Origin of the sequence: Micromonospora arborensis (genome assembly GCF_003205615.1) — a bacterium.
In the GTDB taxonomy this organism is placed as follows: Bacteria; Actinomycetota; Actinomycetes; order Mycobacteriales; family Micromonosporaceae; genus Micromonospora; species Micromonospora arborensis.
The window spans coordinates 24,929-50,642 of sequence record NZ_PYBV01000034.1; the positions used below are offsets into that span (position 1 = coordinate 24,929).

At 71.8% G+C, this 25,714-nt stretch carries 25 protein-coding genes; 20 read left to right on the forward strand and 5 right to left on the reverse strand.

From position 1 onward, the window contains the following. Nucleotides 1-50: 50 nt before the first annotated feature. The 6 genes from C7C45_RS24875 (at nt 51) to C7C45_RS24900 (ending at nt 4,537) form a co-directional block, all read left to right on the forward strand. The gene (locus tag C7C45_RS24875) at nt 51-347 is read left to right on the forward strand and encodes a DUF503 domain-containing protein (protein ID WP_110566129.1); all 297 of its coding nucleotides are present in this window, start codon (nt 51-53) and stop codon (nt 345-347) included. Between the two features lie 126 nt (nt 348-473). Continuing rightward, a complete protein-coding gene (gene rbfA / locus C7C45_RS24880) occupies nt 474-974 on the forward strand; it encodes a 30S ribosome-binding factor RbfA (protein WP_110566130.1) in 501 nt (166 codons plus the stop codon). Next, nucleotides 971-2,029 (forward strand): DHH family phosphoesterase, encoded by a 1,059-nt coding sequence (locus C7C45_RS24885; protein WP_110566131.1) that lies wholly within the window; start codon nt 971-973, stop codon nt 2,027-2,029. Before rbfA ends, C7C45_RS24885 begins: the two co-directional genes overlap by 4 nt. A 108-nt stretch (nt 2,030-2,137) precedes the next feature. Continuing rightward, nucleotides 2,138-2,545 carry a hypothetical protein gene (locus tag C7C45_RS24890; RefSeq protein ID WP_110566132.1) on the forward strand — a complete coding sequence of 136 codons (408 nt, stop codon included), beginning with the start codon at nt 2,138-2,140 and terminating at the stop codon, nt 2,543-2,545. Further along, complete coding sequence (locus tag C7C45_RS24895; RefSeq protein WP_184188765.1) at nt 2,545-2,754, forward strand: DUF6186 family protein; 210 nt, start codon at nt 2,545-2,547, stop codon at nt 2,752-2,754. Before C7C45_RS24890 ends, C7C45_RS24895 begins: the two co-directional genes overlap by 1 nt. Nucleotides 2,755-3,208: 454 nt before the next feature. Then, entirely contained in the window at nt 3,209-4,537 is a 1,329-nt protein-coding gene (locus tag C7C45_RS24900; RefSeq protein ID WP_110566134.1) for an MATE family efflux transporter, read from the forward strand. A 17-nt stretch (nt 4,538-4,554) separates the two neighbouring features. On the opposite strand, the gene C7C45_RS24905 is transcribed toward C7C45_RS24900, so the two are convergent. Together C7C45_RS24905 and C7C45_RS24910 are read right to left on the reverse strand one after the other, a co-directional pair. Beyond that, complete coding sequence (locus C7C45_RS24905) at nt 4,555-5,559, reverse strand: hypothetical protein (protein WP_110566135.1); 1,005 nt, start codon at nt 5,557-5,559, stop codon at nt 4,555-4,557. A 10-nt stretch (nt 5,560-5,569) separates the two neighbouring features. Continuing rightward, a complete protein-coding gene (locus C7C45_RS24910; protein WP_110566136.1) occupies nt 5,570-5,872 on the reverse strand; it encodes a hypothetical protein in 303 nt (100 codons plus the stop codon). A gap of 199 nt (nt 5,873-6,071) precedes the next feature. Here C7C45_RS24910 and truB point away from each other — a divergent pair, with 199 nt between their 5' ends. The 7 genes from truB to C7C45_RS24945 all read left to right on the forward strand — a co-directional run bounded on the left by truB (nt 6,072) and on the right by C7C45_RS24945 (nt 13,977). Further along, entirely contained in the window at nt 6,072-6,956 is an 885-nt protein-coding gene (gene truB, locus C7C45_RS24915; protein ID WP_110566137.1) for a tRNA pseudouridine(55) synthase TruB, read from the forward strand. A gap of 78 nt (nt 6,957-7,034) precedes the next feature. Then, a complete protein-coding gene (locus tag C7C45_RS24920) occupies nt 7,035-7,964 on the forward strand; it encodes a bifunctional riboflavin kinase/FAD synthetase (RefSeq protein WP_110566138.1) in 930 nt (309 codons plus the stop codon). A gap of 198 nt (nt 7,965-8,162) precedes the next feature. After that, nucleotides 8,163-8,432: a 30S ribosomal protein S15 gene (gene rpsO / locus C7C45_RS24925; RefSeq protein ID WP_030337594.1), complete on the forward strand. Its 270-nt coding sequence runs from the start codon at nt 8,163-8,165 to the stop codon at nt 8,430-8,432. A 226-nt stretch (nt 8,433-8,658) separates the two neighbouring features. Further along, a complete protein-coding gene (locus C7C45_RS24930; RefSeq protein WP_110566139.1) occupies nt 8,659-11,049 on the forward strand; it encodes a polyribonucleotide nucleotidyltransferase in 2,391 nt (796 codons plus the stop codon). Between the two features lie 47 nt (nt 11,050-11,096). After that, nucleotides 11,097-12,494: a M16 family metallopeptidase gene (locus C7C45_RS24935; RefSeq protein WP_110566140.1), complete on the forward strand. Its 1,398-nt coding sequence runs from the start codon at nt 11,097-11,099 to the stop codon at nt 12,492-12,494. 109 nt (nt 12,495-12,603) lie between these two features. Further along, entirely contained in the window at nt 12,604-13,371 is a 768-nt protein-coding gene (gene dapB, locus C7C45_RS24940) for a 4-hydroxy-tetrahydrodipicolinate reductase (RefSeq protein ID WP_110566141.1), read from the forward strand. 135 nt (nt 13,372-13,506) lie between these two features. Continuing rightward, nucleotides 13,507-13,977 carry a GNAT family N-acetyltransferase gene (locus tag C7C45_RS24945; protein WP_110566142.1) on the forward strand — a complete coding sequence of 157 codons (471 nt, stop codon included), beginning with the start codon at nt 13,507-13,509 and terminating at the stop codon, nt 13,975-13,977. A 433-nt stretch (nt 13,978-14,410) separates the two neighbouring features. Here C7C45_RS24945 and C7C45_RS24950 read toward each other — a convergent pair whose 3' ends face one another. Then, on the reverse strand, nt 14,411-16,513 hold the full coding sequence (locus tag C7C45_RS24950; protein WP_110566143.1) for an amylo-alpha-1,6-glucosidase: 2,103 nt from the start codon (nt 16,511-16,513) through the stop codon (nt 14,411-14,413). 147 nt (nt 16,514-16,660) lie between these two features. Between C7C45_RS24950 and C7C45_RS24955 the strand changes: the two genes are divergently transcribed. The 4 genes from C7C45_RS24955 (at nt 16,661) to C7C45_RS24970 (ending at nt 21,008) form a co-directional block, all read left to right on the forward strand. Further along, on the forward strand, nt 16,661-17,650 hold the full coding sequence (locus tag C7C45_RS24955) for a LacI family DNA-binding transcriptional regulator (protein WP_110566144.1): 990 nt from the start codon (nt 16,661-16,663) through the stop codon (nt 17,648-17,650). A gap of 23 nt (nt 17,651-17,673) precedes the next feature. After that, a complete protein-coding gene (locus C7C45_RS24960) occupies nt 17,674-18,924 on the forward strand; it encodes a sugar ABC transporter substrate-binding protein (RefSeq protein WP_110566145.1) in 1,251 nt (416 codons plus the stop codon). A 73-nt stretch (nt 18,925-18,997) separates the two neighbouring features. Beyond that, entirely contained in the window at nt 18,998-20,119 is a 1,122-nt protein-coding gene (locus C7C45_RS24965) for a carbohydrate ABC transporter permease (protein ID WP_110566146.1), read from the forward strand. A 1-nt stretch (nt 20,120) separates the two neighbouring features. Further along, nucleotides 20,121-21,008: a carbohydrate ABC transporter permease gene (locus tag C7C45_RS24970; protein ID WP_110566147.1), complete on the forward strand. Its 888-nt coding sequence runs from the start codon at nt 20,121-20,123 to the stop codon at nt 21,006-21,008. 42 nt (nt 21,009-21,050) lie between these two features. Here the strand turns inward: C7C45_RS24970 and C7C45_RS24975 are convergent, their stop codons facing one another. Then, entirely contained in the window at nt 21,051-21,644 is a 594-nt protein-coding gene (locus C7C45_RS24975; protein ID WP_110566148.1) for a GNAT family N-acetyltransferase, read from the reverse strand. A 35-nt stretch (nt 21,645-21,679) separates the two neighbouring features. On the opposite strand from C7C45_RS24975, the gene C7C45_RS24980 reads away from it, so the two are divergent. Continuing rightward, complete coding sequence (locus tag C7C45_RS24980) at nt 21,680-22,954, forward strand: glycosyltransferase family 87 protein (protein WP_110566149.1); 1,275 nt, start codon at nt 21,680-21,682, stop codon at nt 22,952-22,954. On the opposite strand, the gene C7C45_RS24985 is transcribed toward C7C45_RS24980, so the two are convergent. After that, nucleotides 22,853-23,404: a GNAT family N-acetyltransferase gene (locus C7C45_RS24985; protein ID WP_110566150.1), complete on the reverse strand. Its 552-nt coding sequence runs from the start codon at nt 23,402-23,404 to the stop codon at nt 22,853-22,855. The two genes, C7C45_RS24980 and C7C45_RS24985, sit on opposite strands and share 102 nt — an antisense overlap. A gap of 79 nt (nt 23,405-23,483) precedes the next feature. On the opposite strand from C7C45_RS24985, the gene C7C45_RS24990 reads away from it, so the two are divergent. Then, the gene (locus C7C45_RS24990; RefSeq protein WP_110566151.1) at nt 23,484-24,713 is read left to right on the forward strand and encodes a winged helix-turn-helix domain-containing protein; all 1,230 of its coding nucleotides are present in this window, start codon (nt 23,484-23,486) and stop codon (nt 24,711-24,713) included. Nucleotides 24,714-24,777: 64 nt separating this feature from the next. After that, nucleotides 24,778-25,359, forward strand: a complete 582-nt coding sequence (locus tag C7C45_RS24995; RefSeq protein ID WP_110566184.1) for a DUF2752 domain-containing protein — start codon at nt 24,778-24,780, stop codon at nt 25,357-25,359. Nucleotides 25,360-25,714 lie beyond the last annotated feature (355 nt).

Here is a 25,714-nt window from a genome sequence, read left to right on the forward strand (position 1 = left end):
GCGTAAACCCCTTGATCATGCGGGGCGGGTTGGCGGTATCGTCCGGGGCGATGTTTACCGGAACCGCGGTCTTCGACCTGCTGCTGCCGGGTGACTCCCGGTCGCTCAAAGCCAAGAGATCATATGTACGGCCGATCGTGGCGGCGCTACGCCGCTTCGAGGTGTCGGCCGCCGAGGTGGGGGCGCTCGACCTGCATGGTCGAGCGCAGATAGCGGTGGCCGTGGTGGCCGCCGAGACGGGGCACGTCCGCGAGGTGCTCGACTCCTGTGAGCGTCTGGTGGCCGGCCGCCCCGAGGTCGAGTTGTTGTCGGTGCGGCGCCGGCTGTACGGCGTGGACGACGACTGACCACGGTGCCGGCTGTGCCGGGCGACCGGTGCGGCCGCGAAGGTAGTGTTCGAGATGTTGGCCGGTCGGCCGGCGGCCTCCGGGTCGCCGGGTCGACCGGGAGCAGGACGCCGTGGAGGTGGCGAGATGTCTGATCCGGCCAAGGTACGCCGGCACGCGGAACGGGTGCGTGAGCTGGTCGCGTCGGTGGTGCGGAGCCAGATCAAGGACCCGCGGCTCGGGATGATCACCATCACCGACGCCCGGATCACCGCGGACCTGCGTGACGCGACGGTCTTCTACACCGTGCTCGGTGACGCGGTGGCCCAGGCGGACACCGCCGCGGCGCTGGAGAGCGCCAAGGGGCTGTTGCGCAGCACGGTCGGCAAGGCGCTCGGGTTGCGGCATTCGCCGACGCTCACGTTCGTCCTGGACGACGTGCAGGACCAGGTCAAGCACATCGACGACCTGCTCGCCGCCGCGCGCAACGCCGACGCCGAGGTGCAGCGGCTCGCCGCCCAGGCGAAGTACGCGGGTGAACCGCAGCCGTACCGGGTGGATGACGAGACGGATGAGGCCGATGAGACGGAGGAGGCCGACGAGGCCACCGACGTCAAGGACACCCCGCGGGGTGGGGAAACGCGGTGACCAGCACCGCCCGTGTCCCGCTCGCCGGGGCGGCCGGGGCCGGCCCCGTCGAGACGGACTGGGCTGCGGCCGAGGCGCTGGTGCGGGCTCTCCCGCCGAGCGGTCGGGTGCTGCTGATCTGTCACGTCAACCCGGACGGCGACGCGCTGGGCAGCATGCTCGGCTTCGGTCTGGGTCTGCGGCAGTTCGGCGTACGCGAGGTGCAGGCAACTTTTCCCGGGCCGCCGGAGGTGCCCGAGCCGTTCCGCGGGCTGCCCGGGCTGGACCTGCTGGTCCCGGCGAGCGCCGCGGATCCGGCACCTGATCTGGTGATCTGCTTCGACGCGGCGAGCGAGTCACGCCTCGGTGAGCTGGCCGGGCGGTTGTCGACCGCTCCGGCGGCGCTGGTGCTCGATCACCACGCCTCCAACGCCGGCTTCGGCACGGTCAACCTGGTCGACCCGGGTGCCGCGGCGACGTCGGTGGTGGCCGAGCAGTTGCTGGCCCGGCTCGGGGTGGTGGTGGATCCGGCCATCGCCGAGTGCCTCTACGTGGCGCTGACCACGGACACTGGTTCGTTCCGGTTCGAGGCGACCACGCCGGCGGTCCACCAGTTGGCCGCCCGGTTGCTGGCGACCGGCATCTCGCCCGGTGACATCTCCCGGCGGGTCTTCGACACCCGGCCCTTCGGCGCGGTTCGCCTCTTCGGTGAGGTGCTCGGGCGGGCACAGTTGGAGCCGGCCGCTGCTGACGGCCGAGGGTTGGTCTGGACCTTCGCCACCCTGGACGACCTGGCCCGGCACGACCAGAGGCCGTACGTGCTGGAGGCGTTGATCGATTCGGTACGGTGCACCGCCGAGGCGGATGTGAGCTGTGTGTTGAAGCAGACCACGCCCGGCGAGTGGGCGGTGTCGATGCGCAGCAAGGGCGCGGTGGACGTCAGCCGGGTCGCGGTCACGCTGGGCGGTGGTGGTCACCGGTTCGCGGCCGGTTTCACCGGTCGGGGCAGCGCCGAGCAGGTGGTCGAGTCGATTCGCGGCCAACTGGACGCGGCACTGATCCACCCCCGCGGCTGACACCGGCGAATCGAATCGCCGCCGTCGATCGGTTGGCCCGGAAGATCAGGGTCAGTTCCGGGGAGTGTTGGTCTTCCCGCGCTCCGTGAGACCGGGAAGAATTGCGGGATGGAGCAGCCGCACGACCTCACCGTGGAGGCCCCCCGCGCCTGGGACCGGCCCGCCGTCTCCGTTCCCGTCCTCGTCTGTCTGTCGCTCGTCGGTGGTCGGTTCGTCTCGTTCTCCACCGAGGCGAATTTGTTCACCCTCGGCACCGGTGGGGTGCTGATCTGGCTCGGTCTGAGCAATCGGGTGCCCCGCCGACCGGCGCCGCGTCGCCTGGGCGCCGGGGCGGTCTGGTGGGCGGTGCCGGTGGTGGTCTTCGGGGTCTTCGAGGGCGTGACCTTCGTGCTGGCGGTTGGTGACGACTTCCCCACCTTCTCCCGGCTGGCCGACCCTCTCCTGGAGGATCACCTGACCCGGTCGGCGGCGTGGTTCGCCTGGCTGGCCGCCTTCTGGGGGCTGGTGCGGCGATGATGCGAGCGCTCGCGATAGGCGGTTTCCTCACCGCGCTGGCCCTCTTCGCGTTGGTGGAGTGGATGGCCCGGCGGGAGGGCTCCCGGATCCCCACCCTGGGTGAGGTCTGCGCGTACGTGATGCGCTATGAGGTCGGCCCGGTGCCGGTGGGCCGGATCGGTCTGTTCGGGTTCTGGTGGTGGCTGGGGTGGCACTTTTTGGCCCGTTGAGCCGGGTCGCCACCTGTCCAAATGGCGGGAACCGGAAGCAGCATGTGGACCTGAACGATAACTTGGGAGACGGGCCGGTGCCGCGTGGCGGTGCAGGTCATGGGTGGTGGTGCCACACCTCGTGCCGCCTCCCTCCAGGGTCGGACCGACCCGGGCTCACGTTGCCCAGCCGGCTGCTCCGGTAACCCCGGACCGCCGTGGGGCGCTCAGCACGACCGCCCGCGAGGGTCGCCGCGTGTCGGCGGCTCGCGCCCTGGAAGGAGCGCCACCATGCCGAACAAGCCCAAGCCCGAGACCAGCACCGACGACGCCCGTGAGCAGGCTCGCCGCGCCCTGCAGACCTCGATGGACACCCGTCAGTAGGCCAAGTCCGCGGTTGACCGCCACCCACCGACGGGAGTAAGCCCTCGGCGGGATTGCGATCCTTACCGCGCTCGTGCCAGGATCGGCGGCGATGAGCCACACCGCCACCGCTGCCGCCCAGCGATCCGCCTCGCCTCGCCGGATCGCCAGCCTCGCCCTACCGGCCCTCGTGGTGCTCGCCGCCGAGCCGCTCTACGTGCTTGTCGACACGGCCGTGGTCGGTCACCTCGGCCGGGTGCCGCTCGCCGCGCTCGCCGTCGGCGGCACGGTGCTGACGCTCACCGCCTGGGTCGGCACCGTCGTCGCGTACGGCACGACCGGGCGCGCGGCCCGCCGCTTCGGCGCAGGCGACCGGGCGGCCGCGGTGGCCGAGGGCGTCCAGTCGTCCTGGCTGGCGTTCGGTGTCGGTCTGCTGGTCGCGATCGGGATGCAGTTCGGCGCGGGCGCGCTCGCGCGTACCCTCGCCGGCGGTGGTGGCGACGTGGCCGACGCCGCCGCGCACTGGCTGCGGATCGCGGCCCTCGGCGCCCCCGGTCTGCTGCTCGCCGCCGCCGGCAACGGCTGGTTGCGCGGTGTGCAGGACACTCGCCGCCCGTTGTTCTTCGTGCTCGGCCCCAATGTGCTCTCCGCGCTGCTCTGCCCGCTGCTGGTCTACCCCGGTGGCCTGGGCCTGGTCGGTTCGGCGGTGGCCAACGTCGTCGCGCAGACGCTCTGCGGGGTGCTCTTCGCCGCCGCGTTGGTCGCCGAGCGGGTGTCGCTGCGGCCCCGGCCCCGCGTGATCCGCCAGCAGTTGGTGCTCAGCCGGGACCTGCTGATCCGGGGGCTGGCGTTCCAGGCCAGCTTCCTCTCCGCGACCGCCGTCGCCGCCCGCTTCGGCGCCGCCGCCGTCGGGGCCCACCAGATCGCCCTGCAGCTCTGGTTCTTCGCCGCGCTGGTGCTCGACGCGCTGGCCATCGCCGCGCAATCGCTGGTCGGCGCCGCGCTCGGCGCCGGCGACGACGCGGCCGCCCGGGCGCTCGCCCGCCGGATCGGGCTGCTCGGCGGCGTCTGCGGCGTCGGCTTCGCGCTGCTCGTCGCCGCCGGCGCCGGCGTCGTGCCGTCGTGGTTCAGCTCCGATGCGGCGGTACGCGAGCAGGCCATGGTGGCCTGGCCGTGGTTCGTCGTCATGCTGCCGCTGGGCGGAGTGGTGTTCGCCCTCGACGGTGTGCTGATCGGCGCCGGCGACGTTCGGTACCTGCGCAACCTCACCATCGTGGCGGCGTTCGGCGGCTTCCTGCCGGCCATCTGGCTGACGTACTGGTTGGATCTCGGGCTGGGCGGCATCTGGGCCGGGCTCACCCTGTTCGTGGTGATCCGACTGGTCGCGCTGCTGCTGCGCCTGCGTAACGGCAGCTGGGCGGTGACCGGCGCGGTCCGCTGACGCCGCCGCCCCGCCGGTCAGCAGCGCGTGGTCGTCGGCGCGGGCGCGTCGAGGTCGAAGATCGTGCCCGGGTCACCCGCGGGAATCCGGTCCCGGTGCACGTCGGCCACCCAGAACTGCTCGTGTACCCAACCGTCCCGCAGCGCGTCACAGTCCGCGTTCCAGGTCACGGCATCTGCCGAGGTGATCCAGAGGCCTCGGGCGGAGGCCGGCACGTCGTCCGGGTGCGGCACCTGCCACACCACGCGGTCGCGCAGCGCCACCACGCTGGCGCCGGCGGGTGCCCGCAGGTCCACGTCGAACGGGTACGCCCAGACGAACTCCGTGGAGACCTCCAGTACCCGGATGCCGTTCGCCTTGGTGGCCCGGTAACTGATCCGGCCGTCGGCGCGGGCACCAGGCTCCCACTCCGACGGCGACGCCATCCGGGTCGCGTACCGCAGGAAGCTGTTGTTGGAGAAGTCCGCCCGGATCTGCTCGCGGGTGTCCGGGGCGAGCAACGCGAGGAACGGCTCCGGGTCGCCCATGAACATCGAGATGTCGATCCGGCTCTCGACCAGTGCCTTGCGCACCGATTCCAGCGCGGTCCGCACCTGGGTCTCGGTGAACGGCCCGGTCCCCTTGGCCGCCGGCATCCGCACGGCCTCCTCGGCTGGCGCGAAGGAGGCCGCCGGCGACCCGGCGAACAGGTCCCGTGGCTCGCCGACCCTGCTCAGCGGTGGCGTCGGGCTCGCTGTGGGGCTCGCCGAGGCGGACGCGCCGCCGCCACCGGTGATCCGGCCGACAAGCACCACGCCGCCGACGACCATCAGCAGCGCCAGCACCAGCCCGAGGCCGACCAGCAGTGCCCCGTTGTGCCGGGCCGAGAAGAAGCGGACGCGGTCCCATCCGGTGGGTTGGTGCTCGGTCTGCGAGGACCGCATCCACTCCGGTAGCTGCACCGGGTTGACCTGCGCGACCGCGGCCGGTGGCGGCTCGACCGGGTCCTTCGGCGTGGGCTCGTTCGGCGACGTGTGTTCCATCGTTCCTCCGTCAGTATTCGCCGCTGGTGGCCAGCGCAAGCAGGTAGTAGGCGCCGGTCACCAACGCGGTCCCGAGGACGGCGGCCACGACGAACGACAGCACGGCGACGAGGTTCGGATGCGATTCGCTCCACCGGGTCCGGTCGCGCCAGTGCCACACGGCCCGGCGCACGGTCCGCAGCGCCGGCCAGCTCTCGATCAGGTCGTCGACGTAGCGCGCCGGGGTCCGTCGCCTCCGCGCCGGATGCCGCATCCACTCCGGCAGGTCGACCCGCACGCGGTGCTGATGGGCCGGACGGCGGTCGGGGCTCATCGGCGGTCCGATCTTGGGTCGACGTCAACGGGCGGATGATCTTCGCACCCGTAGGGTCGGCCGGATGCCCCTGCCTGACAAACCGCCTGATCGACGCCTCGTCCCGACAAAGCCGCTCACCCCGCAGGGCGGAGGCTCGGGTCACGCCGGGCGTGCCCAGGCACTCCCGGGTACGGGCCATCTGGCAGGCTTGGCCGACGTGAGCACCGATGGTCTGATCGTGGTCGACAAGCCCGGCGGCATGACGTCGCACGACGTGGTGGCGCGGATCCGCCGGTTGGCGAAGACCCGCCGGGTCGGGCACGGCGGCACCCTCGACCCGATGGCCACCGGCGTGCTGGTGATCGGTGTGGGCCGGGCCACCCGCCTGTTGACCTACGTCATCGGCGCGGGCAAGAGCTACACCGGCACCATCCGGCTCGGTCAGGCCACGGTCACCGACGACGCCGAGGGCGACGTGATCGCCACCACGCCGACCGGTCAGATCACCGACGAGGCGATCCGGTCGGCGCTGGGCGCACTGCGCGGCGAGGTCGACCAGGTGCCGAGCGCGGTCAGCGCCATCAAGATCGACGGGCAGCGGGCGTACAAGCGGGTCCGCGACGGGGAGAGCGTCGAACTGCCCGCACGGCGGGTCACCATCTCCCGGTTGGAGGTGCTGGCCATCCGCCGCACCGAGCCGGACGTGGTGGACGTGGACGTCGACGTGACCTGCTCCTCCGGCACGTACATCCGGGCCATCGCCCGGGACGCCGGCCTGGCGCTCGGCGTCGGTGGGCACCTGACGGCGTTGCGGCGGACCGCGGTGGGTGGCTTCACCCTCGCCGAGGCGGCGACCCTCGACGAGTTGGAGCAACGCGCCCCGGACGTGGTGAACCTGCCGCTGGACGCGGCGGCCGACCGGTTCTTCGCCCGCCGGGAGGCCACGCCCGACGAGGCCCGGGTGCTCGCCCACGGCGGACCGCTCGACCCGACCGGCCGCACCGGGCCGTACGCCGTCTTCGGACCGGCGGGCGGCCTGATCGCTATCGTCAGCGAGCGGGACGGACGGGCCCGCGCGGAGATCGTGCTCGCCCCGGCCTGACGGTGGGGGCGTAGGTCCGTCGGCCCGTGGCCGACGGAGTCGACCCGCCGGCCGGTGGGACAGCAGGGGAGGAACGGCATGCAGCGGTGGCGGGGGTACGACGCGGCGCCCGGTGGGTGGGGGCGCTCGGTCGTCACCATCGGCGTCTTCGACGGCGTACACAAGGGGCACCAGGCGACCATCGGGCACGCCGTGGCCCGAGCCCGGGAGTTGGGTGTGCAGTCGGTGGTGGTCACCTTCGACCCGCACCCGGCCGAGGTGGTTCGCCCCGGTTCGCATCCGGCGGTGCTCACCGAGCCGGCCCGCAAGGCGGAGCTGATCGAGGCGCTCGGTGTGGACGTACTCTGCGTGGTGCCGTTCTCCCCGGAGTTCTCCCGGCTGACGGCCGAGCAGTTCGTGCACGACATCCTGGTCGAGCACCTGCACGCCGCGTTGGTGGTGGTCGGCGGCAACTTCCGCTTCGGGCACCGGGCCGCCGGCGACGTGGCGTTGTTGGAGCGGCTCGGTCAGACCTTCGGCTTCGGCGTGGAGGGCAGCCCGCTGGTCGCCGAGGACGGCACTGTCTTCTCCTCCACGTACATCCGCTCCTGCGTCGACGCGGGTGACGTCGGCGCGGCCGCCGCCGCACTGGGCCGCCCACACCGGCTGGAGGGCGTGGTGGTCCGCGGCGACCAGCGGGGACGGGAGCTGGGCTTCCCCACCGCCAACCTGCTCTGCCACCGGTACGCGGCGGTCCCGGCCGACGGGGTGTACGCCGCCCGACTGATCCGCCGTGGGCAGCACGAACCGCTGATGGCGGCGGTGTCGGTGGGCACCAACCCGACCTTCTCCGGCCGGGAGCGGCGGGTGGAGGCGTACGCGCTCGACTTCTCCGGCGACCTCTACGGCGAGCGACTTGCCCTGGACTTCGTGGCGCACCTGCGCGGCCAGATCCGGTACGACTCGATCGAGCCGTTGATCGCCCAGATGAACCAGGACGTCGCGCGTGCCCGGAGCGCTCTGGCCTGATCGTCGCGGGGTGACGTGGCCCCGCCGAGGCCCTTGGCCGGGTGTTACCGGTGAGTGCTGGTAGTCTTGCCGAGACGTCGGGTGACCGGCGTGGGGCCTCGCGTGCCTGCTCGACGCCGCGGGTGCGAGGTACCGGTCCGTTCCCGGTCCACCGGGACGACGGACATTTACTGATCAACCCACCGAAACAGGGAGAACATGGCGCTCGATCAAGAAGCCAAGGCCAGCATCCGCGCGGAGTACGCGACCGCCGAGGGCGACACCGGTTCGCCGGAGGTTCAGGTCGCGGTCCTCACCAAGCGGATCGCCGAGCTGACCGAGCACCTGAAGGTGCACAAGCACGACCACCACAGCCGTCGTGGTCTGCTGCTGCTGGTCGGCCGGCGCCGTCGGCTGCTCAACTACGTCCAGAAGAAGGACATTGCCCGCTACCGGTCGCTCATCGAGCGGCTCGGCCTGCGCCGGTGACGTGACGGGGGAGTGGCCGGACGGCCGCTCCCCCGTACGGCGTCCCACCTGAAGAACACGGGCCGCGCGACCACCCGAGAGGGAGCCGGTCAGCGTACCGGTCTCCGGTAGTGGCCCCCGGGAACCCGGCATTTCTGCCGACCACCCGGGCGCTTCGATCGAAGACCGGCCGGCTGAGCAGCTCCCCGACGTCGTGGGCCCACGACGCGAAGGAGCACGACAGCACATGACCGAGACCAAACTCGGCACCGAATCCCGTACCGCCGTGATCGACAACGGGGCCTTCGGCACCCGCGAGATCACCTTCTCCACCGGTCGGCTGGCTCGCCAGGCCGCCGGTTCCGTCATCGCCCAGCTGGGCGAGACGGTCGTTCTCTCCGCCACGACCGCCGGTAAGCACCCGAAGGAGCAGTTCGACTTCTTCCCGCTGACCGTCGACGTCGAGGAGCGGATGTACGCCGCCGGCCGCATCCCCGGCTCGTTCTTCCGCCGTGAGGGCCGGCCCAGCGAGGACGCGATCCTCACCTGCCGGCTGATCGACCGGCCGCTGCGCCCGTCCTTCGTCAAGGGCCTGCGCAACGAGGTCCAGGTCGTCGAGACCATCCTCGCGCTCGACCCGCAGCACCCGTACGACGTCGTGGCGATCAACGCGGCCTCGATGTCGACCAAGCTCTCCGGCCTGCCGTTCTCCGGCCCGATCGGTGCGACCCGCGTCGCCCACATCGACGGCCAGTGGGTTGCCTTCCCGACCCTGGAGGAGCTGGCCCGGGCCACCTTCGACATGGTCGTGGCCGGCCGCACGCTCGAGGACGGCGACGTCGCGATCATGATGGTCGAGGCCGAGGCCACCCCGAACGCCGTCGCCCTGATCTCGGCCGGTGCCACCGCCCCGACCGAGGAGATCGTGGCCAGCGGCCTGGAGGCCGCCAAGCCGGCGATCCGTGAGCTGTGCCGCGCGCAGAGCGAGCTGGCCGAGGTCGCCGCCAAGCCGGTCACCGAGTTCCCGGTCTTCCTGGACTACCAGGACGACGTGTTCGCCGCCGTGGCCGACCTGGCCCGTGGCGAGGTGGCCGAGGCGATCACCATCGCCGGCAAGGCCGACCGCGAGGAGGCCCTGGACCGGGTCAAGGCCCGCGTCGCCGAGGAGCTGGGTGCCCAGTTCGAGGGCCGGGAGAAGGAGCTCAGCGCTGCCTTCCGGTCGCTGACCAAGTCCGAGGTGCGCAACCGCGTGCTGCGCGAGCAGGTCCGCATGGACGGGCGCGGCCCGCGCGACATCCGGGCGCTGACCGCCGAGGTCGGCGTGCTGCCCCGGGTGCACGGTTCGGCGCTGTTCGAGCGGGGCGAGACCCAGATCCTGGGCGTCACCACTCTGAACATGCTCCGCATGGAGCAGATGGTGGACACGCTGTCCCCCGAGAACCGCAAGCGCTACATGCACAACTACAACTTCCCGCCGTACTCGACCGGTGAGACCGGCCGGGTCGGCTCGCCGAAGCGTCGCGAGATCGGCCACGGTGCTCTCGCCGAGCGTGCGCTGATCCCGGTGCTGCCGTCGCGCGAGGAGTTCCCGTACGCCATCCGGCAGGTCTCCGAGGCGCTCGGCTCCAACGGCTCCACCTCGATGGGTTCGGTCTGCGCGTCGACGCTGGGCCTGCTCTCCGCGGGTGTCCCGCTGAAGGCGCCGGTCGCCGGCATCGCGATGGGGCTCATCTCCGACGAGGTGGACGGCAAGACCCAGTACGTGACGCTGACCGACATCCTCGGTGCCGAGGACGCGTTCGGTGACATGGACTTCAAGGTCGCCGGCACGCCGGAGTTCGTCACCGCGCTCCAGCTCGACACCAAGCTCAACGGCATCCCGTCGGACGTGCTGGCTGCCGCACTGCAGCAGGCGAACGAGGCCCGGCAGATCATCCTCGGGGTCATGAAGGCGGCGATCGAGGCTCCGGCCGAGATGTCGGACTACGCCCCGCGGGTCACCACCGTCAAGATCCCGGTGGACAAGATCGGCATGGTAATCGGCCCGAAGGGTCAGACCATCAACGCGATCCAGGACGAGACCGGCGCCGAGATCTCCATCGAGGACGACGGCACGATCTACGTCGGCGCCACCAACGGCCCGTCGGCCCAGGCGGCCGTCGACCGGATCAACGGGATCGCCAACCCGACCCTGCCCAAGCAGGGTGAGCGCTTCCTCGGCACGGTGGTCAAGACCGCCGCGTTCGGCGCGTTCATCTCCCTGCTGCCGGGCCGCGACGGCCTGCTGCACATCTCCAAGGTGGGCGACGGCAAGCGCGTCGAGCGCGTTGAGGACTTCCTCAACGTCGGCGACCGCGTCGAGGTCGAGATCGCGGACATCGACGCCCGCGGCAAGATCTACCTGGACAAGGTCCGCCCGGAGGGCGCCGAGGCGCCGGCCGCCGGCGAGGCCGCCGGTGGCGACCGGCCGGCTGGTCGGGACCGGGGCGACCGTGGCCCGCGTGACCGCGGTGACCGCGAGCGCGGCGGCGACCGGGGCGCACGTGGCCCGGAGCGCGGCGGCGAGGGCGGCAACGGCGGCGGCGGCGAGGGTGGCGAGGGCGGCGAGCGTCCGCGCCGCCGGACCCGGCACAGCTGATCCTCGTACATCGCATCACCCACCCCTCGTCGAACCGGGAGCACCACGTGAGTCGGGCCTTCAGCGCGCCGTTTCCACCGGATCGACGGGGGGTGGCTGCGTCCCCGGGGAATGGGACGGGCCGCTCCGGCGGCACCGCCCGCGCGGTGACCCGGACGCTCAGCGACGACCCGCTGGGTGGCACGGTACGACGTACCGTGCTGCCCAGCGGCCTGCGCGTCCTCACCGAGGCGATTCCGGCGATGCGCAGCGTCTCGTTCGGCATCTGGGTGGCGGTCGGCTCGCGTGACGAGACCGGCCCGCAGGCCGGTGCCGCGCACTTCCTCGAACACCTGCTGTTCAAGGGCACCAACAAGCGCACCGCGCTGGAGATCTCCTCGCAGATCGAGGCCGTGGGCGGCGAGACCAACGCCTTCACCACGAAGGAATACACCTGCTACTACGCCCGCGTGCTGGACGAGGATCTGCCGCTGGCGATCGACGTGATGTGCGACCTGGTCGCCGATTCGCTGATCGAGCCGGCCGACGTCGAGACCGAGCGTGGCGTGATCCTGGAAGAGATCGCCATGCACGACGACGAGCCCGGTGACGAGGTGCACGACCTCTTCGTCCAGGCCGTCTACGGCGACCACCCGCTGGGTCGGCTGATCTCCGGCACCGCCGAGACCGTCACGCCGATGACCCGCAAGCAGATCCAGAGCTTCTACCGCGGCCGCTACACCGCGCCGCAGATCGTCATCGCCGCCGCCGGCAACCTCGATCACGCCGCGGTGGTCAAGCTGGTCCGCCAGGCGGTCCGTGGCACCCCACTGGACAGCGACCCGGCGACGCCGGCGCCGCACCGGGCGGCAACCCCGGCGGTACGCACCAAGCCGGCGACCACCCTGGTGGAGCCGAAGGAGACCGAGCAGGCGCACGTCATCCTCGGCTGCCCCGGCATCGACCGGCTCGACGATCGGCGCTTCGCCCTCGGGGTGCTCAACAACGTGCTCGGCGGTGGCATGTCCAGCCGCCTGTTCCAGGAGATCCGCGAGCAGCGCGGCCTGGCGTACTCGGTCTACTCCTACGCCAGCCAGTACGCCGACACCGGCCTGTTCGCCGTCTACGCCGGCTGCGCGCCGGGCAAGGTCGACGAGGTGCTGGCCCTGACCCGCGCCGAACTGGCCCGGGTGGCCGCCGACGGGTTGACCGAAGCCGAGGTCGCCCGGGGCAAGGGGATGAGCAAGGGCTCGTTCGTGCTCGGCCTGGAGGACACCGGCTCCCGGATGAGCCGGTTGGCCAAGGGCGAGCTGCTCTACGGTGATCTGATGCCGGTGGACGAACTGCTCCGCCGGGTCGACGAGGTCACCGTCGCGGACGTGAACACCCTCGCTGCCGAACTGCTCAGCCGGCCCATGTCGCTGGCCGTGGTCGGCCCGTTCGGCGAGGGCGACTTCACGGTCTGAGGTTCGCCGCGCGGCGCGGTCGACGGCGCCCCGGTCGGGGCGTCCCGGCCGGTGGAGCGCACCGGATCCGGCCGGAAGGGCACGTCCCGATTGGGATAGGTTGTGCCGCGTGACTGACGAGCAGGAGAAGACCCCGGCCGGATCGTTGCGGGTCGGCGTGCTGGGCGCCCGAGGCCGGATGGGCATCGAGGTCTGCAAGGCGGTCGAAGCCGCCGACGGCGTCGAGCTGGTCGCCGCGATCGACCAGGGTGACGACCGCTCCGCCGCCGCCAACGCCCAGGTGGTCGTCGATTTCACCACGCCGGACGTGGTCATGGACAACCTGCGGTGGTGCATCGACCAGGGCATCAGCGCCGTTGTCGGCACGACGGGCTTCAGCGAGCAGCGGCTGGAGCAGGTGCGCGAGTGGCTGGCCCACAAGCCCGAGGTGGGCGTGGTGATCGCCCCGAACTTCGGCATCGGCGCGGTGCTGATGATGCAGTTCGCCGCGCGGGCCGCCCGACACTTCGAGTCCGTCGAGATCATCGAGCAGCACCACCCGGCCAAGCTGGACGCCCCCAGTGGCACCGCCACGCACACCGCGCGGCAGATCGCCCGGGCCCGCGCCGAGGCCGGCCTCGGCCCGGTGCCGGACGCCACCAAGGACGAGGTGCCGGGCGCGCGCGGCGCCGACATCGACGGGGTACGCGTCCACGCGGTGCGTGCCACCGGGCTCGTCGCCCACCAGGAGGTGCTCTTCGGCGCCACCGGGGAGACCCTGACCATCCGGCACGACTCGTACGATCGGGCGTCGTTCATGCCGGGCGTCCTGCTGGCCGTCCGTGCGGTGCGCAACCGCCCCGGCCTCACCGTCGGCCTGGACGCACTGCTCGACTGACCGCGCCTGCGGCGGCGCTCGCGAGCTGGTCGCCGTGCCGGTGGGCGTTGCACCGGTGGTCGCCTGGCCTCGCCGTGGCGGGAGGCCGGGCGGAACCGGGTCGCCGGCTGGCCGGGTCCCTCCTACGCTGCCGCCATGATCGATAGTGGACACCTGGACCGTCTCGGGCGGCCGGTCACCCTGCGCCCGGTTGACGACGACAACTGGCGTGCGGTGGCTGATGTCGCCCCGCGTGACGACCAGCGGCGGTTCGTGGCCGCGCTGGGTGCCCGCTACCTGCTGGTCAGCACCCGCTCCGAGGTGTGGACCTCACTCGCCGTGTACGCCGACGAGACCGTCGTCGGCCACGTCATGTGGGGCGTGGACGACGACGGTTCGCACTGGATCGGTGGCATGCTGATCGACGCAGCCGAGCAGAACCGTGGCGTAGGCAGAGCGACAGTGCGGACCCTGGCAGCCTGGCTGGGTGCCAAGGACGGCAAGCCCCCGGTCCGCCTCTCGTACCACCCGGACAACCTCCCGGCCGCCGCCCTCTACACGTCCCTTGGCTTCCACCCGACCGGCGCAATGGACGACGAAGAACTGATAGCCGAACAAGCTTCCTAACCCCCGAGAACGCCCCTAGACCGTTTCGTCCCGTCTTGCGGGTCTCCTCGCGACCCGGCCCGCTGAAGCCGGCGCATGATCCACTCCATATCGCCGATATTGCGCTTTCCGGCCGCTGGGATGCCGCCATGTCGCCGACATGGAGTCGATCACGACCGGCTGGTCAGTACGGGGCACGCGCGGGACGAGCGCCCCCGCCCCGGTCGCCCTGCCCTGGGTCGACCATGGAGTTGTGGTGCCCGGCAAAAGGGGCGTATGTGGAGGTAATGCCCACCACAACTCCATGATCGATCGGGGTTGGGGTTGGGGTTGGGGCTGGGGCCGGGCTCGGCCGGGACCGGGGCTGAGGCCGGGCTGGGACCGGGACCGGGACCGGGGTTAGGACCGGGACCGGGGTTGGGACTGGGACCGGGACTGGGGATGGGGCTGGGGGTTAGTGGGGGCGAGGGCTTGGCTGGCGGCGTTGGGTGGGGAGGGTTGGGGTTACGGAGGTGGGGAGGCCGTTTACCGTGGCTTGGCCGGTGCGATCTACCGCCACGTCGACCGGGGTGTTGGCCACGCGGAGGCCGTTGACGGTGACTGCGCCCAGCTCGGGTCCGGCCAGTGGGGTCAGCCGGACCGTCCCGCCTGGCACGTCCGGGTAGAGGCCGGTCGCCGCCTGGAGCAGGAGCACCGCGCCCGCTGCGGCCCAGGCTTGCGGCCGGCACGCAGCCGGGTACGGCACCGGGCGGTTCACCAGCGAACGGTCGTCGCCGCCGTACAGCTCCGGCATCCGGTAGTCGAAGGCCTCGGCGGCGCTGAGCAGCCCTTCGGCGAGGCCGAGCGCGGCTTCGCGGTGCCCGGCGCGGGCCAGCCCGGCGAGCACGATCGCGGTGTCGTGCGTCCAGATCGAGCCGCAGTGGTACGACAGTGGGCTGAAGCCGGCGTCTTCGGTGGACATGGTCCGCAGCCCGAAGCCACCGGCGAGGGTGTCGGTGGTGAGCAGCTTGGCGACCTGGTCCTCCTCCTCGCGGCTGAGCAGACCGGTGCCGAGCAGGTGACCGATGTTGCTGGTCAGCGAGTCGACGGGCCGCTTGTCCCGGTCGAGGGCGAGCGCGGGTTGCGGACCGTACCGGCCGTCGACCCAGAAGCTGTCCCGGAACCGGCGGGCCAGCGCGCCTGCGTGCTCGCGCCAGCGGTCGGCACCCGGTCGGCCGAAGGCGTCCAGCAGGGCGGCGCCGTTCACCGCCGCCTCGTGCGCGTACCCCTGCACCTCGGCCAGCACGATCGGCGCGGTGGCCAGGCTGCCGTCGTGGAATCGGACCGCGTCGCCGGAGTCCTTCCAGCCCTGGTTGGACAGGCCGTGGCCGGTGGTGTCGATGTACTCGACCAGGCCGTCGCCGTCCGGGTCGGCGTGTTCGCCGAGCCAGCGCAGGGCCGCCTCCAGGTACGGCAGCAGCGGTTCGATCTGCTCGGCAGACAGGCCCCAGCGCCACGCGTCGTGCAGCAGGTTGACCCAGAGCATGGTGGCGTCGACGGTGCCGTAGTAGGCCGGTGGTAGGCGCAGCCCGTGCTCGGGCAGCGCCAGCTCGTGGCGGCGCAACTCGTGCAGGATTTTGCCCGGGGCTTCACCGGTGGCGGGGTCGATCCGGGTGCCCTGCCGCCGGGCGAGCACCCGCAGGGTGCCGGCGGCCAGGTCGGTGCCGAGCGGCAGCATCATCCGGGCGGCCCAGAGGCTGTCCCGACCGAAGAGGGTGAGGAACCAGGGCACTCCGGCGCCGAGAAACACGTCCTCCGGGGCGCCGGTTTCGGCCAGTCGCAGGGCGCGCAGGTCATCCAGGCTGCGGTCGAGCAGTCGGACCAGGCGCCGGTCGTCCGCGGTCACCTCGGGTCGTGACCACTCCGGATCGCCGGTTGGGCCGAGGACGACGGCGCGGGGGTCCTCGACGGTCAGCTGCCAGCGCAGCACCGTCTCGCCGCCGGGGGGCAGCTCGACCGGCCAGGCCAGCCGGGGTGCGGTGGTCCGCTCACCGGTGGCGAGCACGTCGGCGCCCGACGCGGTGACGGTGACGGTGATCCCCTCCGCCGACCAGGTGAGCACGCCCGGTTGGCCGGTCTTGGCCTCCAGCGCGGCGGCGGCGCCACCGGACTTGACGACCTCGATGGGTGCCAGGTCGCAGCCGAGGTCGATGGTGACGGTGGCGCGTACGCCGACGGTGGCGGTGGAGACGATCCGTAGCTCCTCGGTGAGGCCGTTGCGGGTGGCCCGGCGGAGCCGGTCGACGCGGACGGTGGGGTCGGGCACGGGGTCGCCGAGCCAGCGCGCCAGGCCCACGAAGTGAGCGCCGTGCGGGCCGTCGTCACCACGGGTCAGACTCTCCAGCTCCCGGTCGTCGACCCGCAGCTCGGCTCGGGAGAGCACGCGGGCGTCGGCGTGGAAGACGCCCTGGACGCCGGTCGGACGGATCTGCCCGGTCGCGTCCCCCAGCGCGCTGGTCGGGGCGAAGACCGCCCCCACCAACTCGTGCAGGAGGGGTTGCAGCTGGCGTTCGATCACGGTTGTGGCTCCAGATCATCGGGGTGTGGGGGCGGACGTCTTGACAACGTGTCCTCGGCGGTGCAAAGTGCGAAACATTCCAGAAACTTGAACGATCTAATCCTGCACTATCCGAATTGGATCGTTCAAGACGGCGAGAGGGATTAAGTGTCCGAAAAGGTGACCATCGCGACGGTGGCCCGGCACGCCCGAGTCAGCCGGCAGACGGTGTCCAACGTGCTCAACGCCCCACACATCGTGCGGGAGGAGACCCGGCTGCGGGTCGAGGACGCGATCAACACACTCGGCTACCGGGCCAACCAGGCCGCCCGGCAGATGCGCACCGGCCGGTCCCGACTCATCGCCGCCCGGATCGAACCCACACGCGACGGCATCAACGGCTCGGTGCTCGACCGCTTCCTGCACGGTCTCACCGAGACCGCGGACGCCGCCGGCTACCGGGTGCTGCTCTACACCGCCAGCGACGACGAGCGGGAGATCTCGACCTACGACGACCTGCTCGGCACGTACGAGCTGGACGCCTTCGTCCTTGTCGGGACGAAGCACGGCGACCCGCGTACCGCCTGGCTCGCCGAGCGGGACGTGCCGTTCGTGACCTTCGGCCGTCCGTGGGACGCCCTCGACGCCCACCCCTGGGTGGACGTGGACGGCGCCGCCGGCACCGCCGGAGCCACCCGGCACCTGCTGGCAGCCGGGCACCGACGGATCGCGTTCATCGGCTGGCCGGCCGGTTCGGGCGTCGGCGACGACCGGCGCGCCGGCTGGCGCGACGCGCTGCACGAAGCGGGTGTCGACCCGACCGGGCTGCACCGGGAGACCGAGGACGGCATCGCCGAGGGCGAACGGTTGATGCGCGACCTGCTCGCCGCCGTGGCGCCGACCGCCGTGGTCTGCGCCAGCGACTCGCTCGCCCTCGGCGCCCTCCAGGCGATCCGCGGCACCGACCCGCCCGTGTCGGTGATCGGCTTCGACGACACGCCGGTGGCCGCCGCGGTCGGGCTGGCCAGCATCAGCCAACCGCTCGGCGAGGCCGCCGCCCGCTGCGTGGACCTGCTCACCGGGGTCCTCGACGGCAACCACGAGACCCCCACCCACGTGTTGCTCCAGCCCTCGCTGGCGTTGCGGCACACCGCGTAGTCCCACCCCCACCAGGAGAGAACATGGCACCTCACACCATCGCCCGGGCGGCGGTGGCCGGCTTCGCCGCCGTCGCCCTGCTCGGCTCCGCGGCCTGCGGCAGCGGCTTCGACGACTCGTCCGGCGACGCCGCCCAGTCCAGTGGCCCGGCCAGCCTGCAGATCCTGATCGGCTCCTCCGGTGAGGCCGAGACCAAGGCCGTGCAGGAGGCTGCCGCGAAGTGGGCGACCAGCTCCGGCAACACCGCCACGGTCACCCCGGCACAGGACCTCACCCAGCAGCTCGGACAGGCACTCGCCGGTGGCACCCCGCCGGACGTGTTCTACGTGGACGCGGCCCAGTTCGCCGACTACGCCAGCGTCGGTGCCCTGGAACCGTACGGCGACAAGATCAGCAATTCGGGCGACTTCTACGAGAGCCTGCGCACCGCGTTCACGTACGACGGCAAGCTCTACTGCGCGCCCAAGGACTTCTCCACCCTGGCCCTGCAGATCAACACCGACCTGTGGGCCAAGGCCGGACTGACCGACGCCGACGTGCCGACCACCTGGGAGCAGCTCACCGCGGCCGCCCAGAAGATCAAGGCCAAGGGGCAGGTCCCGCTGGCCCTCGGCGACACCCGGGATCGGATCGGCGCCTTCATGGTGCAGAACGGCGGATGGCTGCTGAGTAAGGACGGTAAGCAGCCCACGGCCGACACCCCGGAGAACCTCGCCGCCCTCCAGTACATCAGGACCATGCTCACCACCGGCCTGGCGAAGTACCCGAAGCAGCTCGACGCCGGCTGGTCCGGTGAGGCGTTCGGCAGGGGCAAGGCCGTGATGACCATCGAGGGCAACTGGATCACGGGCGCCCTGAAGAACGACTTCCCGAACGTGAAGTACAAGGTCGTGGCGCTACCAGCCGGCCCGAAGGGGCAGGGCACGCTCTCCTTCACCCAGTGCTGGGGCATCGCGGCCAAGAGCAGGTACAAGGACCAGGCGATCAAGTTCGTCGAGGCGATGACCAGCGGCGAGCAGCAACTGATCTTCGCGAAGGCGGTCGGTGTGATGCCGTCCCGGCAGTCGGTGCGTGACCAGTACACCGCCGCCAACCCCGAGGACAAGCCGTTCATCGACGGCGCCGCGTACGCCCAGGGCCCGGTGAACGCCCCGAAGATGGACAGCGTTCTCAAGGATTTCGACACCGGTCTGCAGGGGTTGGCCAACGGCGACCCGAAGACCGTGCTGCAGAACTTCGACAAGAACGCCAAGGCGGCGCTCGGCACCAGCTGACCTGACGGCAGGGGCCCCGGCACGCACGGGGCCCCTGCCGCACCCGTCGGCCCGATAAAGGGAGGGAGGGGAGATGGCAACCGAGACACTCACCGCCGCGGCGACCGCGCCCGGGGCGAGCCCCCGCCGCCGCCGGGGCGGCACCCGCAGCAACGAGAACCTCGCCGGCTGGCTCTTCGTCGCACCAGTGATCGCCATTCTGGGGTTGTTCCTGCTGCTGCCGATCCTGATGGCGTTCTGGGTCAGCCTGACCGACTGGAACGGCCAGGGCAGCCCGTTCACCGGCGACGTCCCGTTCGTCGGCGCGCACAACTACACCCGGTTGTTCACCGAGGACGGGCTGGCCCGCCGGGACTTCATGACCAGCATCCGCAACAACATCTACTACGTGGCGATCGTGGTGCCGGCACAGACCGCTCTCGCGCTCGGATTGGCGCTGGTCGTCAACAACCGGATGCTCAAGGGCAAGAGCTTCTTCCGCAGCGCCTTCTACTTTCCCTCGGTCACCAGCTCGGTCGCGATCAGCGTGGTGTTCCTGTTCCTCTTCGCCAACTCCGGCGCGGTGAACGCGCTGCTCGGCTTCTTCGGGATCGACGGCCCGGAGTGGTTCGCCGATTCCCGTGGCGTGCTGCACCTGCTGTTCGGGGTGGTCGGCGTCGACTCGCCCCCGGCGGCGCTGACCGGCGGCGGCCCGCTCGGCCTGAGCTGGTGGGACTGGCTCGCCGGCCCGAGCGTGGCGATGATTTCGATCATCACTCTGGTCGTCTGGACCACCTCCGGCACCTTCATGCTGATGTTCCTCGCCGGCCTGCAGAACGTGCCGGTGGCACTGGACGAGGCGAGCACCCTCGACGGCGCGTCCCGATGGCAGCGATTCCGGCACGTCACCCTGCCACTGCTCAGGCCCACCACCTTCCTGGTGCTCACCCTCGGCACGATCGGCTCCTGGCAGGTCTTCGACCAGGTGTACGTGATGAGCCAGGGCGACCCGGCCAAGACCACGCTCACCCCGGCCTACCTGTCGTACCGGACCGCTTTCCGGGACTTCGACTACGGCTCCGGCGCGGCGATCTCGTTCGTCCTGTTCCTGATCATCATCGTGCTCACGCTGATCCAGCGCCGGGTGCTGGCCGAGCGGGACACCGATCGGCCGCGCCGCGGCTGGTGGCGTCGGCGCGTACCGGAGAGGTCCTGAGATGGCCCTGCTGACCGACCGCCCGGCGGCGGCCCCCGCGCGGCGCGACGAGCGCGCGGCCCGCACCCTGGCCACCCGCTTCCTGGGGTACGCCACGCTGGTCTTCTTCGGGCTGGTGTTCCTCTACCCGTTCGTCATCCAGATCGGCAACTCGCTCAAGACCGAGGCCGACGCGGCGGCGGACCCGCTCTCGCCGTTCCCGGACCCGCTCACGCTGGCCAGCTTCGAGCGGGTCTTCGCCGGCACCAACTTTCCGCTCTGGTTGGGCAACTCGCTGCTGGTCACGGTGCTGGTGACCATCGGTCGGGTGTTCTTCGACTCGCTCGCCGGGTACGCGCTGGCCCGGCTGCGGTTCCGGGGGCGCAACGGGTTGTTCGCCGCAGTCGTCGCGGTGCTGGCGGTGCCCGGGGTGGTGCTGCTGATCCCGAAGTTCCTCGTGCTCAACCAGCTCGGGATCTACAACAGCTACGCCGGTCTGGTGGTGCCGCTGCTGGCCGACGCGGCGGGTGTGTTCATCATGAAGCAGTTCTTCGAGTCGATCCCGGTCAGCGTGGAGGAGGCCGCCCGCATCGACGGGGCGAGCATCTTCCGCACCTTCTGGTCGGTGGTGCTGCCGATGGCGAAACCGGCGCTGATCACCCTGACCATCCTGTCGTTCCAGAGCTCGTGGAACGAGTTCCCGCACAGCCTGGTGTCGGTGCAGGACCCGGACCTGTTCACCCTGCCACGCGGGCTGGCCGACCTGGTCAGTGGTTCACTCGGCAGCGGCACCCAGTACCCGCTCAAGCTCGGCGCCGCGCTGCTGGCCACCATCCCCGTGGCGATCATCTTCGTGGTGTTCCAGCGGTACTTCGTCCGCGACGCCAACGACGGCTCGGACAAGGGCTGACCCGCCGGTGTGGCGGCTCCGCGTCGGGGCCGTCGCACCGGATCAGCCGGGGGGAACGTCCTCGGTCACCTTCTCGGTCGGGACGCCCACGTGCAGGCGCACCTGCGGCACCAGCATGTCGTCGACGTCCAGCGCGCGGGCCGCGCCGTCGGGCTCCCAACCCGTGCTGGTGAGGAATTTGCGGGTCGCCTCGTCACCGTCGAACGCCCACGCCACCGCGCGACTCAGGCCGTCTTCCCGCCACAGGTCGACGGCCGCTGCGAGCAGCCGGCTGCCGTGCCCACGCCGACCCCAGCGCGGCTCCACCAGCAGGTCGGTCACCGCCGCCACGTCCGGGCCGAGCGCGTCGGCGGGCTCGCCCGGGGCCAGCGCCTCGCTGTCGGCCGGCCCGGAGGCGGCGAACCCCACCAGATACGATTGCTCGGCCTGTTCGACGGCGACCAGCACCCGGTGCGCGGCCGAGGGCGGCTCCAGCACCGCCGCGCTCCACCGCCGGGCGAGGAACGCCTCGTCCAGGTTGTCGAGCACGTGCCGAGGCAGGATCCGGCGGTACGCAACCCGCCAGGTTGCGAGCTGGATGCGTGCGATCTCGCCGGCGTCCTCGGGACGCGCCGGGCGGACGTACCCGAGAGCCATGGGACGGAAGCCTACGCAGGGCGAGGGGGACGACGGTGGCGCAGGGTGCCAAGAGGACGACCGCGCAGGTCGTCGGGGTGGTGGTGCTCGCCGCGGCGGTCGCCGCGTTCCTCGCCGTCGCCGCCGTACGGCACGGATTCTTCGACCTCAAGGTCTACTACGGCGCGTTGACCTGGTGGGTGCACGACGGCGGGGAGATCTACGACTACCTCAAGCCCAACACCCAGTACGGCTTCACCTATCCGCCGTTCGCCGCGCTGGTCATGCTGCCGATGGCGTACCTGCCGTGGTCGGCCGCGATCGTGGTGAGCGTGCTCGCCAGCGTGGTCACCACGGCGGTGCTGATCTGGTGGCTGGTCGACCCGATCGCCCGCCGCGCCGGCTGGACCAGGTGGTTCGCCCTCGCCGTGGCGCTCTGCCTGGCCGCCGCGTTCGAGCCGATGCGCGAGACCGTCAACTTCGGCCAGGTCAACACGTTGCTGCTCTTCCTGGTGGCGGTGGATCTGCTGCGGTTGCTGCCGGCCGGCAACCGGTGGGCCGGGGTGGGCATCGGGCTCGCCACCGCGATCAAACTGACCCCGGGCGTCTTCATCGTCTACCTGTTGCTGACCGGGCGATGGCGGGCGGCTCTCACCGCCAGCGGCACGGCCGCCGGGGTGTCACTGCTGGCCGGGGCGCTTTTCCCGGACGCGTCCCGGGAATTCTGGACCGCGGCCCTGTGGAACACCGGACGGGTGGGGGAGCTCGCCTTCGTCTCCAACCAGTCGCTGCGCGGGGTGGTCGCCCGGCTCGACCCGCAACACCCGAGCACCCTGCTCTGGCTGCTGCTGGTGCTCGGCACCCTGGCGTTGTGGGCCTGGCGATCCAGGGCCGCCGTCGCGGTGGGCGACGAGGCGACCGGGCTGGCACTGACCGGCGCGGTGATGTGCCTGGTCAGCCCGGTCACCTGGGTACACCACCTGGTCTGGCTGCTGCCCGCGCTGATCCTGCTGGTCGACAACGCGATGGCCGCGCCGGCCGGCCGTCGACGGCGGGTCCTGCTGATCGCCGCGACCATCGGGTACGCGCTGCTGATCAGCCGGACCGTCTGGTTCTGGGAGAAGGACTTCACCGGCGTCGACGGTTTCCTGGGCAGCAACGCCTACGTGTGGATCAGCCTGGCGCTGCTGGCCTTCCTGCCGATCCGCCGCTGGCTGGCTCCGCCCGGGTCAGTGGTCGAGGCGTCCGGCGTACCGCAACTCGACCAGCCCGACCGGCCCACGCCCGCCGGCGAGCGGCACCTGATAGGTCGACTGCTCACCGTCCGCTGACAGCCCGGCCCGCTCGCAGAACCGGCGGGCCCGCCGGTTGTCCGCCAGCACCCACGCCCGGTACCCGGTCCAGCCCCGCTCGCTGAGCCCGGCCCGGGCGGCGGCCAGCAGCGCGGCGGCGGTCCCGTCACCCCAGCACGAAGGCTCCACGTAGAGCGCCACCACCTCGCCGACCGTCGGGTCCAGGTCGTCCCGGTCCTGGTTGCGGCGGTACGGCCCGAAGGTGGTGAAGCCGACGACCAGCCCGTCCACCTCACCGACCAGGGTGGTGAACGGATGCTCCGGATCGGCGGTGCCGACGTCCCGGCGGCGCTGCGCCCAGGCCATCACGTTCAGCCGCCCGAGCACCTCGTCCGGCATGAAACCGGCGTAACCCGCCTGCCAGCCGTGCACGTGCACCCGGGCGACCGCCTCGGCGTCGTCCGGCTCCTCCCGACGGATGGTCAGCATTGCACCGTTCTATGCCCCGATGGTCGTCGCGTCCAGCTTCCCGCACCGACGTCGTACCGATGAATTAAGGTCGCCGACGATGACCGCACCGGAATCACTCTCGCTCGCCCAGGCCCGGCGGGTGGCGCTCGCCGCCCAGGGCTTCGCCGACCCGGCGCCGGTCGGCGTGCCCACGCGGCGGCACCTGCGCCGGGTGCTCGACCGCGTCGGGTTGATCCAGATGGACTCGGTCAACGTGCTGCAACGCGCGCACTACCTACCGCTGTTCAGCCGGCTCGGGCCCTACCCGACCACGCTGCTCGACCAGGCCGCCTACCGGCGCCCGCGTGAGCTGTTCGAATACTGGGGCCACGAGGCGTCGCTGATTCCGGTCGCCTTGCACCCGATGCTGCGCTGGCGGATGGCCCGGGCGCAGAGCGAATCCTGGGGCGGGATGCGGCGGATCGCCCAGGAGCAGCCGGCGTTGGTCGCCTGGGTCCGTGACGAGGTGGCCGCCCGGGGTCCGCTGACCGCTGCCGAGATCGAGCACGACGCGCCCCGGGAGACCGGCAACTGGGGGTGGAACTGGTCGGCGGTCAAGCGGGCGTTGGAATTCCTCTTCTGGGCTGGGGAGGTGGCCGCCGCCGAGCGCAGCACCTCCTTCGCCCGCCGCTACGACCTGCCCGAGCGGGTGCTGCCCGCAGCGGTGCTGGCCGCGCCCACCCCGACCGACGCCGAGGCGTACCGCACGCTGGTGGCCCTTGCCGCGCGGTCGCTCGGGGTGGCCGCCGAGCCGGAGCTGCGCGACTACTTCCGGCTGCCGCTGGCCGGTGCCCGGCAGGCCGTCGCGGAGCTGGCCGAGGCCGGTGAGCTGGTGCCGGTCACCGTTGCGGGGTGGCGCCAGCCGGCGTGGCTGCACGCGTCCGCCCGGCTGCCCCGCTGGGTTCGAGGTAACACCCTTGTCAGCCCTTTCGACCCGCTGATCTGGGAACGAGCCCGCACCGAGCGGCTGTTCGACTTCAACTACCGGATCGAGATCTACGTGCCCGCGCCGCAGCGGGTCTACGGCTACTACGTGTTGCCCTTCCTGCAGGGCGACCGGTTCACGGCCCGGGTCGACCTGAAGGCCGACCGCAAGGCGGGGGTGCTGCTGGTGCCGGCCGCCTGGATCGAGCCCGGCGCCGAGCCGGGGGAGACCGCGGCGGCGCTCGCCGCCGAGCTGTACCGGCTCGCCGGCTGGCTCGGCCTGGACGCGGTGGCACCACCGCTGGCCGGCGACCTGGCCGGTCCGCTCACCGCCGCGTTGGCCAGCGTGTCCGGTGTACCGTGAGCGCGTGACGAGCGCTCCCGGTCCGGTCGACCAGCCGCAGCCCGCCCCCGGGGCGGTCCACACGGTGCCGGCCGATGCGGCCGGCGCGGGTCCGGCCGGCGGGGTCTCGGCTGGCGGGGTCTCGGCCGGCGCGGGTCCGGTCGAGGCGGGTCCGGTCGGTTGGCCGGCGACTCCGCCGGGTGGCTACCCGGCCCCCGAGCCGGACCGGATCACCCGGTTCGTACTGCGGCTCTACGAGCGTTCGCCGCGGTGGACGGTGCCGCTGGCCGCGGTCGGCTGCGTCGCCGCCGGCATGGGCTACGCGTTGATCAGCGATCCGGCCGACGCCAGCCCGGACGCCACGCCCACCTGTCTGCTCAAGCTGACCACGGGGCTGGACTGCCCGGGCTGCGGCGGCACCCGCGCGCTCTGGTACGTGCTGCACGGCGACCTGCCGGCCGCCGCCCGGCACCACTTCCTGTTCGTCTTCGCGCTGCCGTTCCTCGCGTACCTCTTCGTGGCCTGGGCGGGCAACCAGGCGTTCGGCTGGCGACTGCCCGAGCTGCGGATCAGCTCGAAGGTCATCGGCGGCTTCCTGGCCGCGTGGCTCGCCTTCTCGGTGCTGCGCAACCTGCCCTGGGCGCCGTTCACCTCGCTCTACGTCTGACCTGCTCGCATCGCGGCCTCTCGACGGCCGGAATCGGGCGGTGCAGAGCCAGCGTGGTCGCCCAGGGCGGGGCAGGGCCTTGCGGTGTTCCTGTAGAGCTGCCCCGAATTTGGGGCAGAGGGGCTTCAGTGTGATCTGCCGGGGCGCGGGGCAGGGCCTTGCGGTGTTCCTGTAGAGCTGCCCCGGATCTGGGGCAGAGGGCTTGGTCGACCTGCCACCCGCGACGAACCGGCGCAAAGCGCGCGGTGCCGGGCCGCCAGAACTCCGCTGGGATGGTGCTCGGATGTGGTGCGCGGGGGCCGTGCTCGGACGTGGAGCGCGAGGCGGGCCGGCTCGTCGGCGGGGACTCGGCCGG

Coding starts and splice junctions, on each gene's coding strand:
- C7C45_RS24920 (WP_110566138.1), top strand. CDS start 7,035: ATGCAGCGGTGGCGGGGGTACGACGCGGCGCCCGGTGGGTGGGGGCGC.
- C7C45_RS24960 (WP_110566145.1), top strand. CDS start 17,674: ATGGCACCTCACACCATCGCCCGGGCGGCGGTGGCCGGCTTCGCCGCC.
- C7C45_RS24930 (WP_110566139.1), top strand. CDS start 8,659: ATGACCGAGACCAAACTCGGCACCGAATCCCGTACCGCCGTGATCGAC.
- rbfA (WP_110566130.1), top strand. CDS start 474: ATGTCTGATCCGGCCAAGGTACGCCGGCACGCGGAACGGGTGCGTGAG.
- C7C45_RS24895 (WP_184188765.1), top strand. CDS start 2,545: ATGCGAGCGCTCGCGATAGGCGGTTTCCTCACCGCGCTGGCCCTCTTC.
- C7C45_RS24905 (WP_110566135.1), bottom strand. CDS start 5,559: ATGGAACACACGTCGCCGAACGAGCCCACGCCGAAGGACCCGGTCGAG.
- C7C45_RS24900 (WP_110566134.1), top strand. CDS start 3,209: ATGAGCCACACCGCCACCGCTGCCGCCCAGCGATCCGCCTCGCCTCGC.
- rpsO (WP_030337594.1), top strand. CDS start 8,163: ATGGCGCTCGATCAAGAAGCCAAGGCCAGCATCCGCGCGGAGTACGCG.
- C7C45_RS24985 (WP_110566150.1), bottom strand. CDS start 23,404: ATGCTGACCATCCGTCGGGAGGAGCCGGACGACGCCGAGGCGGTCGCC.
- C7C45_RS24910 (WP_110566136.1), bottom strand. CDS start 5,872: ATGAGCCCCGACCGCCGTCCGGCCCATCAGCACCGCGTGCGGGTCGAC.
- C7C45_RS24945 (WP_110566142.1), top strand. CDS start 13,507: ATGATCGATAGTGGACACCTGGACCGTCTCGGGCGGCCGGTCACCCTG.
- C7C45_RS24890 (WP_110566132.1), top strand. CDS start 2,138: ATGGAGCAGCCGCACGACCTCACCGTGGAGGCCCCCCGCGCCTGGGAC.
- C7C45_RS24970 (WP_110566147.1), top strand. CDS start 20,121: ATGGCCCTGCTGACCGACCGCCCGGCGGCGGCCCCCGCGCGGCGCGAC.
- C7C45_RS24875 (WP_110566129.1), top strand. CDS start 51: ATGTTTACCGGAACCGCGGTCTTCGACCTGCTGCTGCCGGGTGACTCC.
- C7C45_RS24990 (WP_110566151.1), top strand. CDS start 23,484: ATGACCGCACCGGAATCACTCTCGCTCGCCCAGGCCCGGCGGGTGGCG.
- C7C45_RS24975 (WP_110566148.1), bottom strand. CDS start 21,644: ATGGCTCTCGGGTACGTCCGCCCGGCGCGTCCCGAGGACGCCGGCGAG.
- C7C45_RS24965 (WP_110566146.1), top strand. CDS start 18,998: ATGGCAACCGAGACACTCACCGCCGCGGCGACCGCGCCCGGGGCGAGC.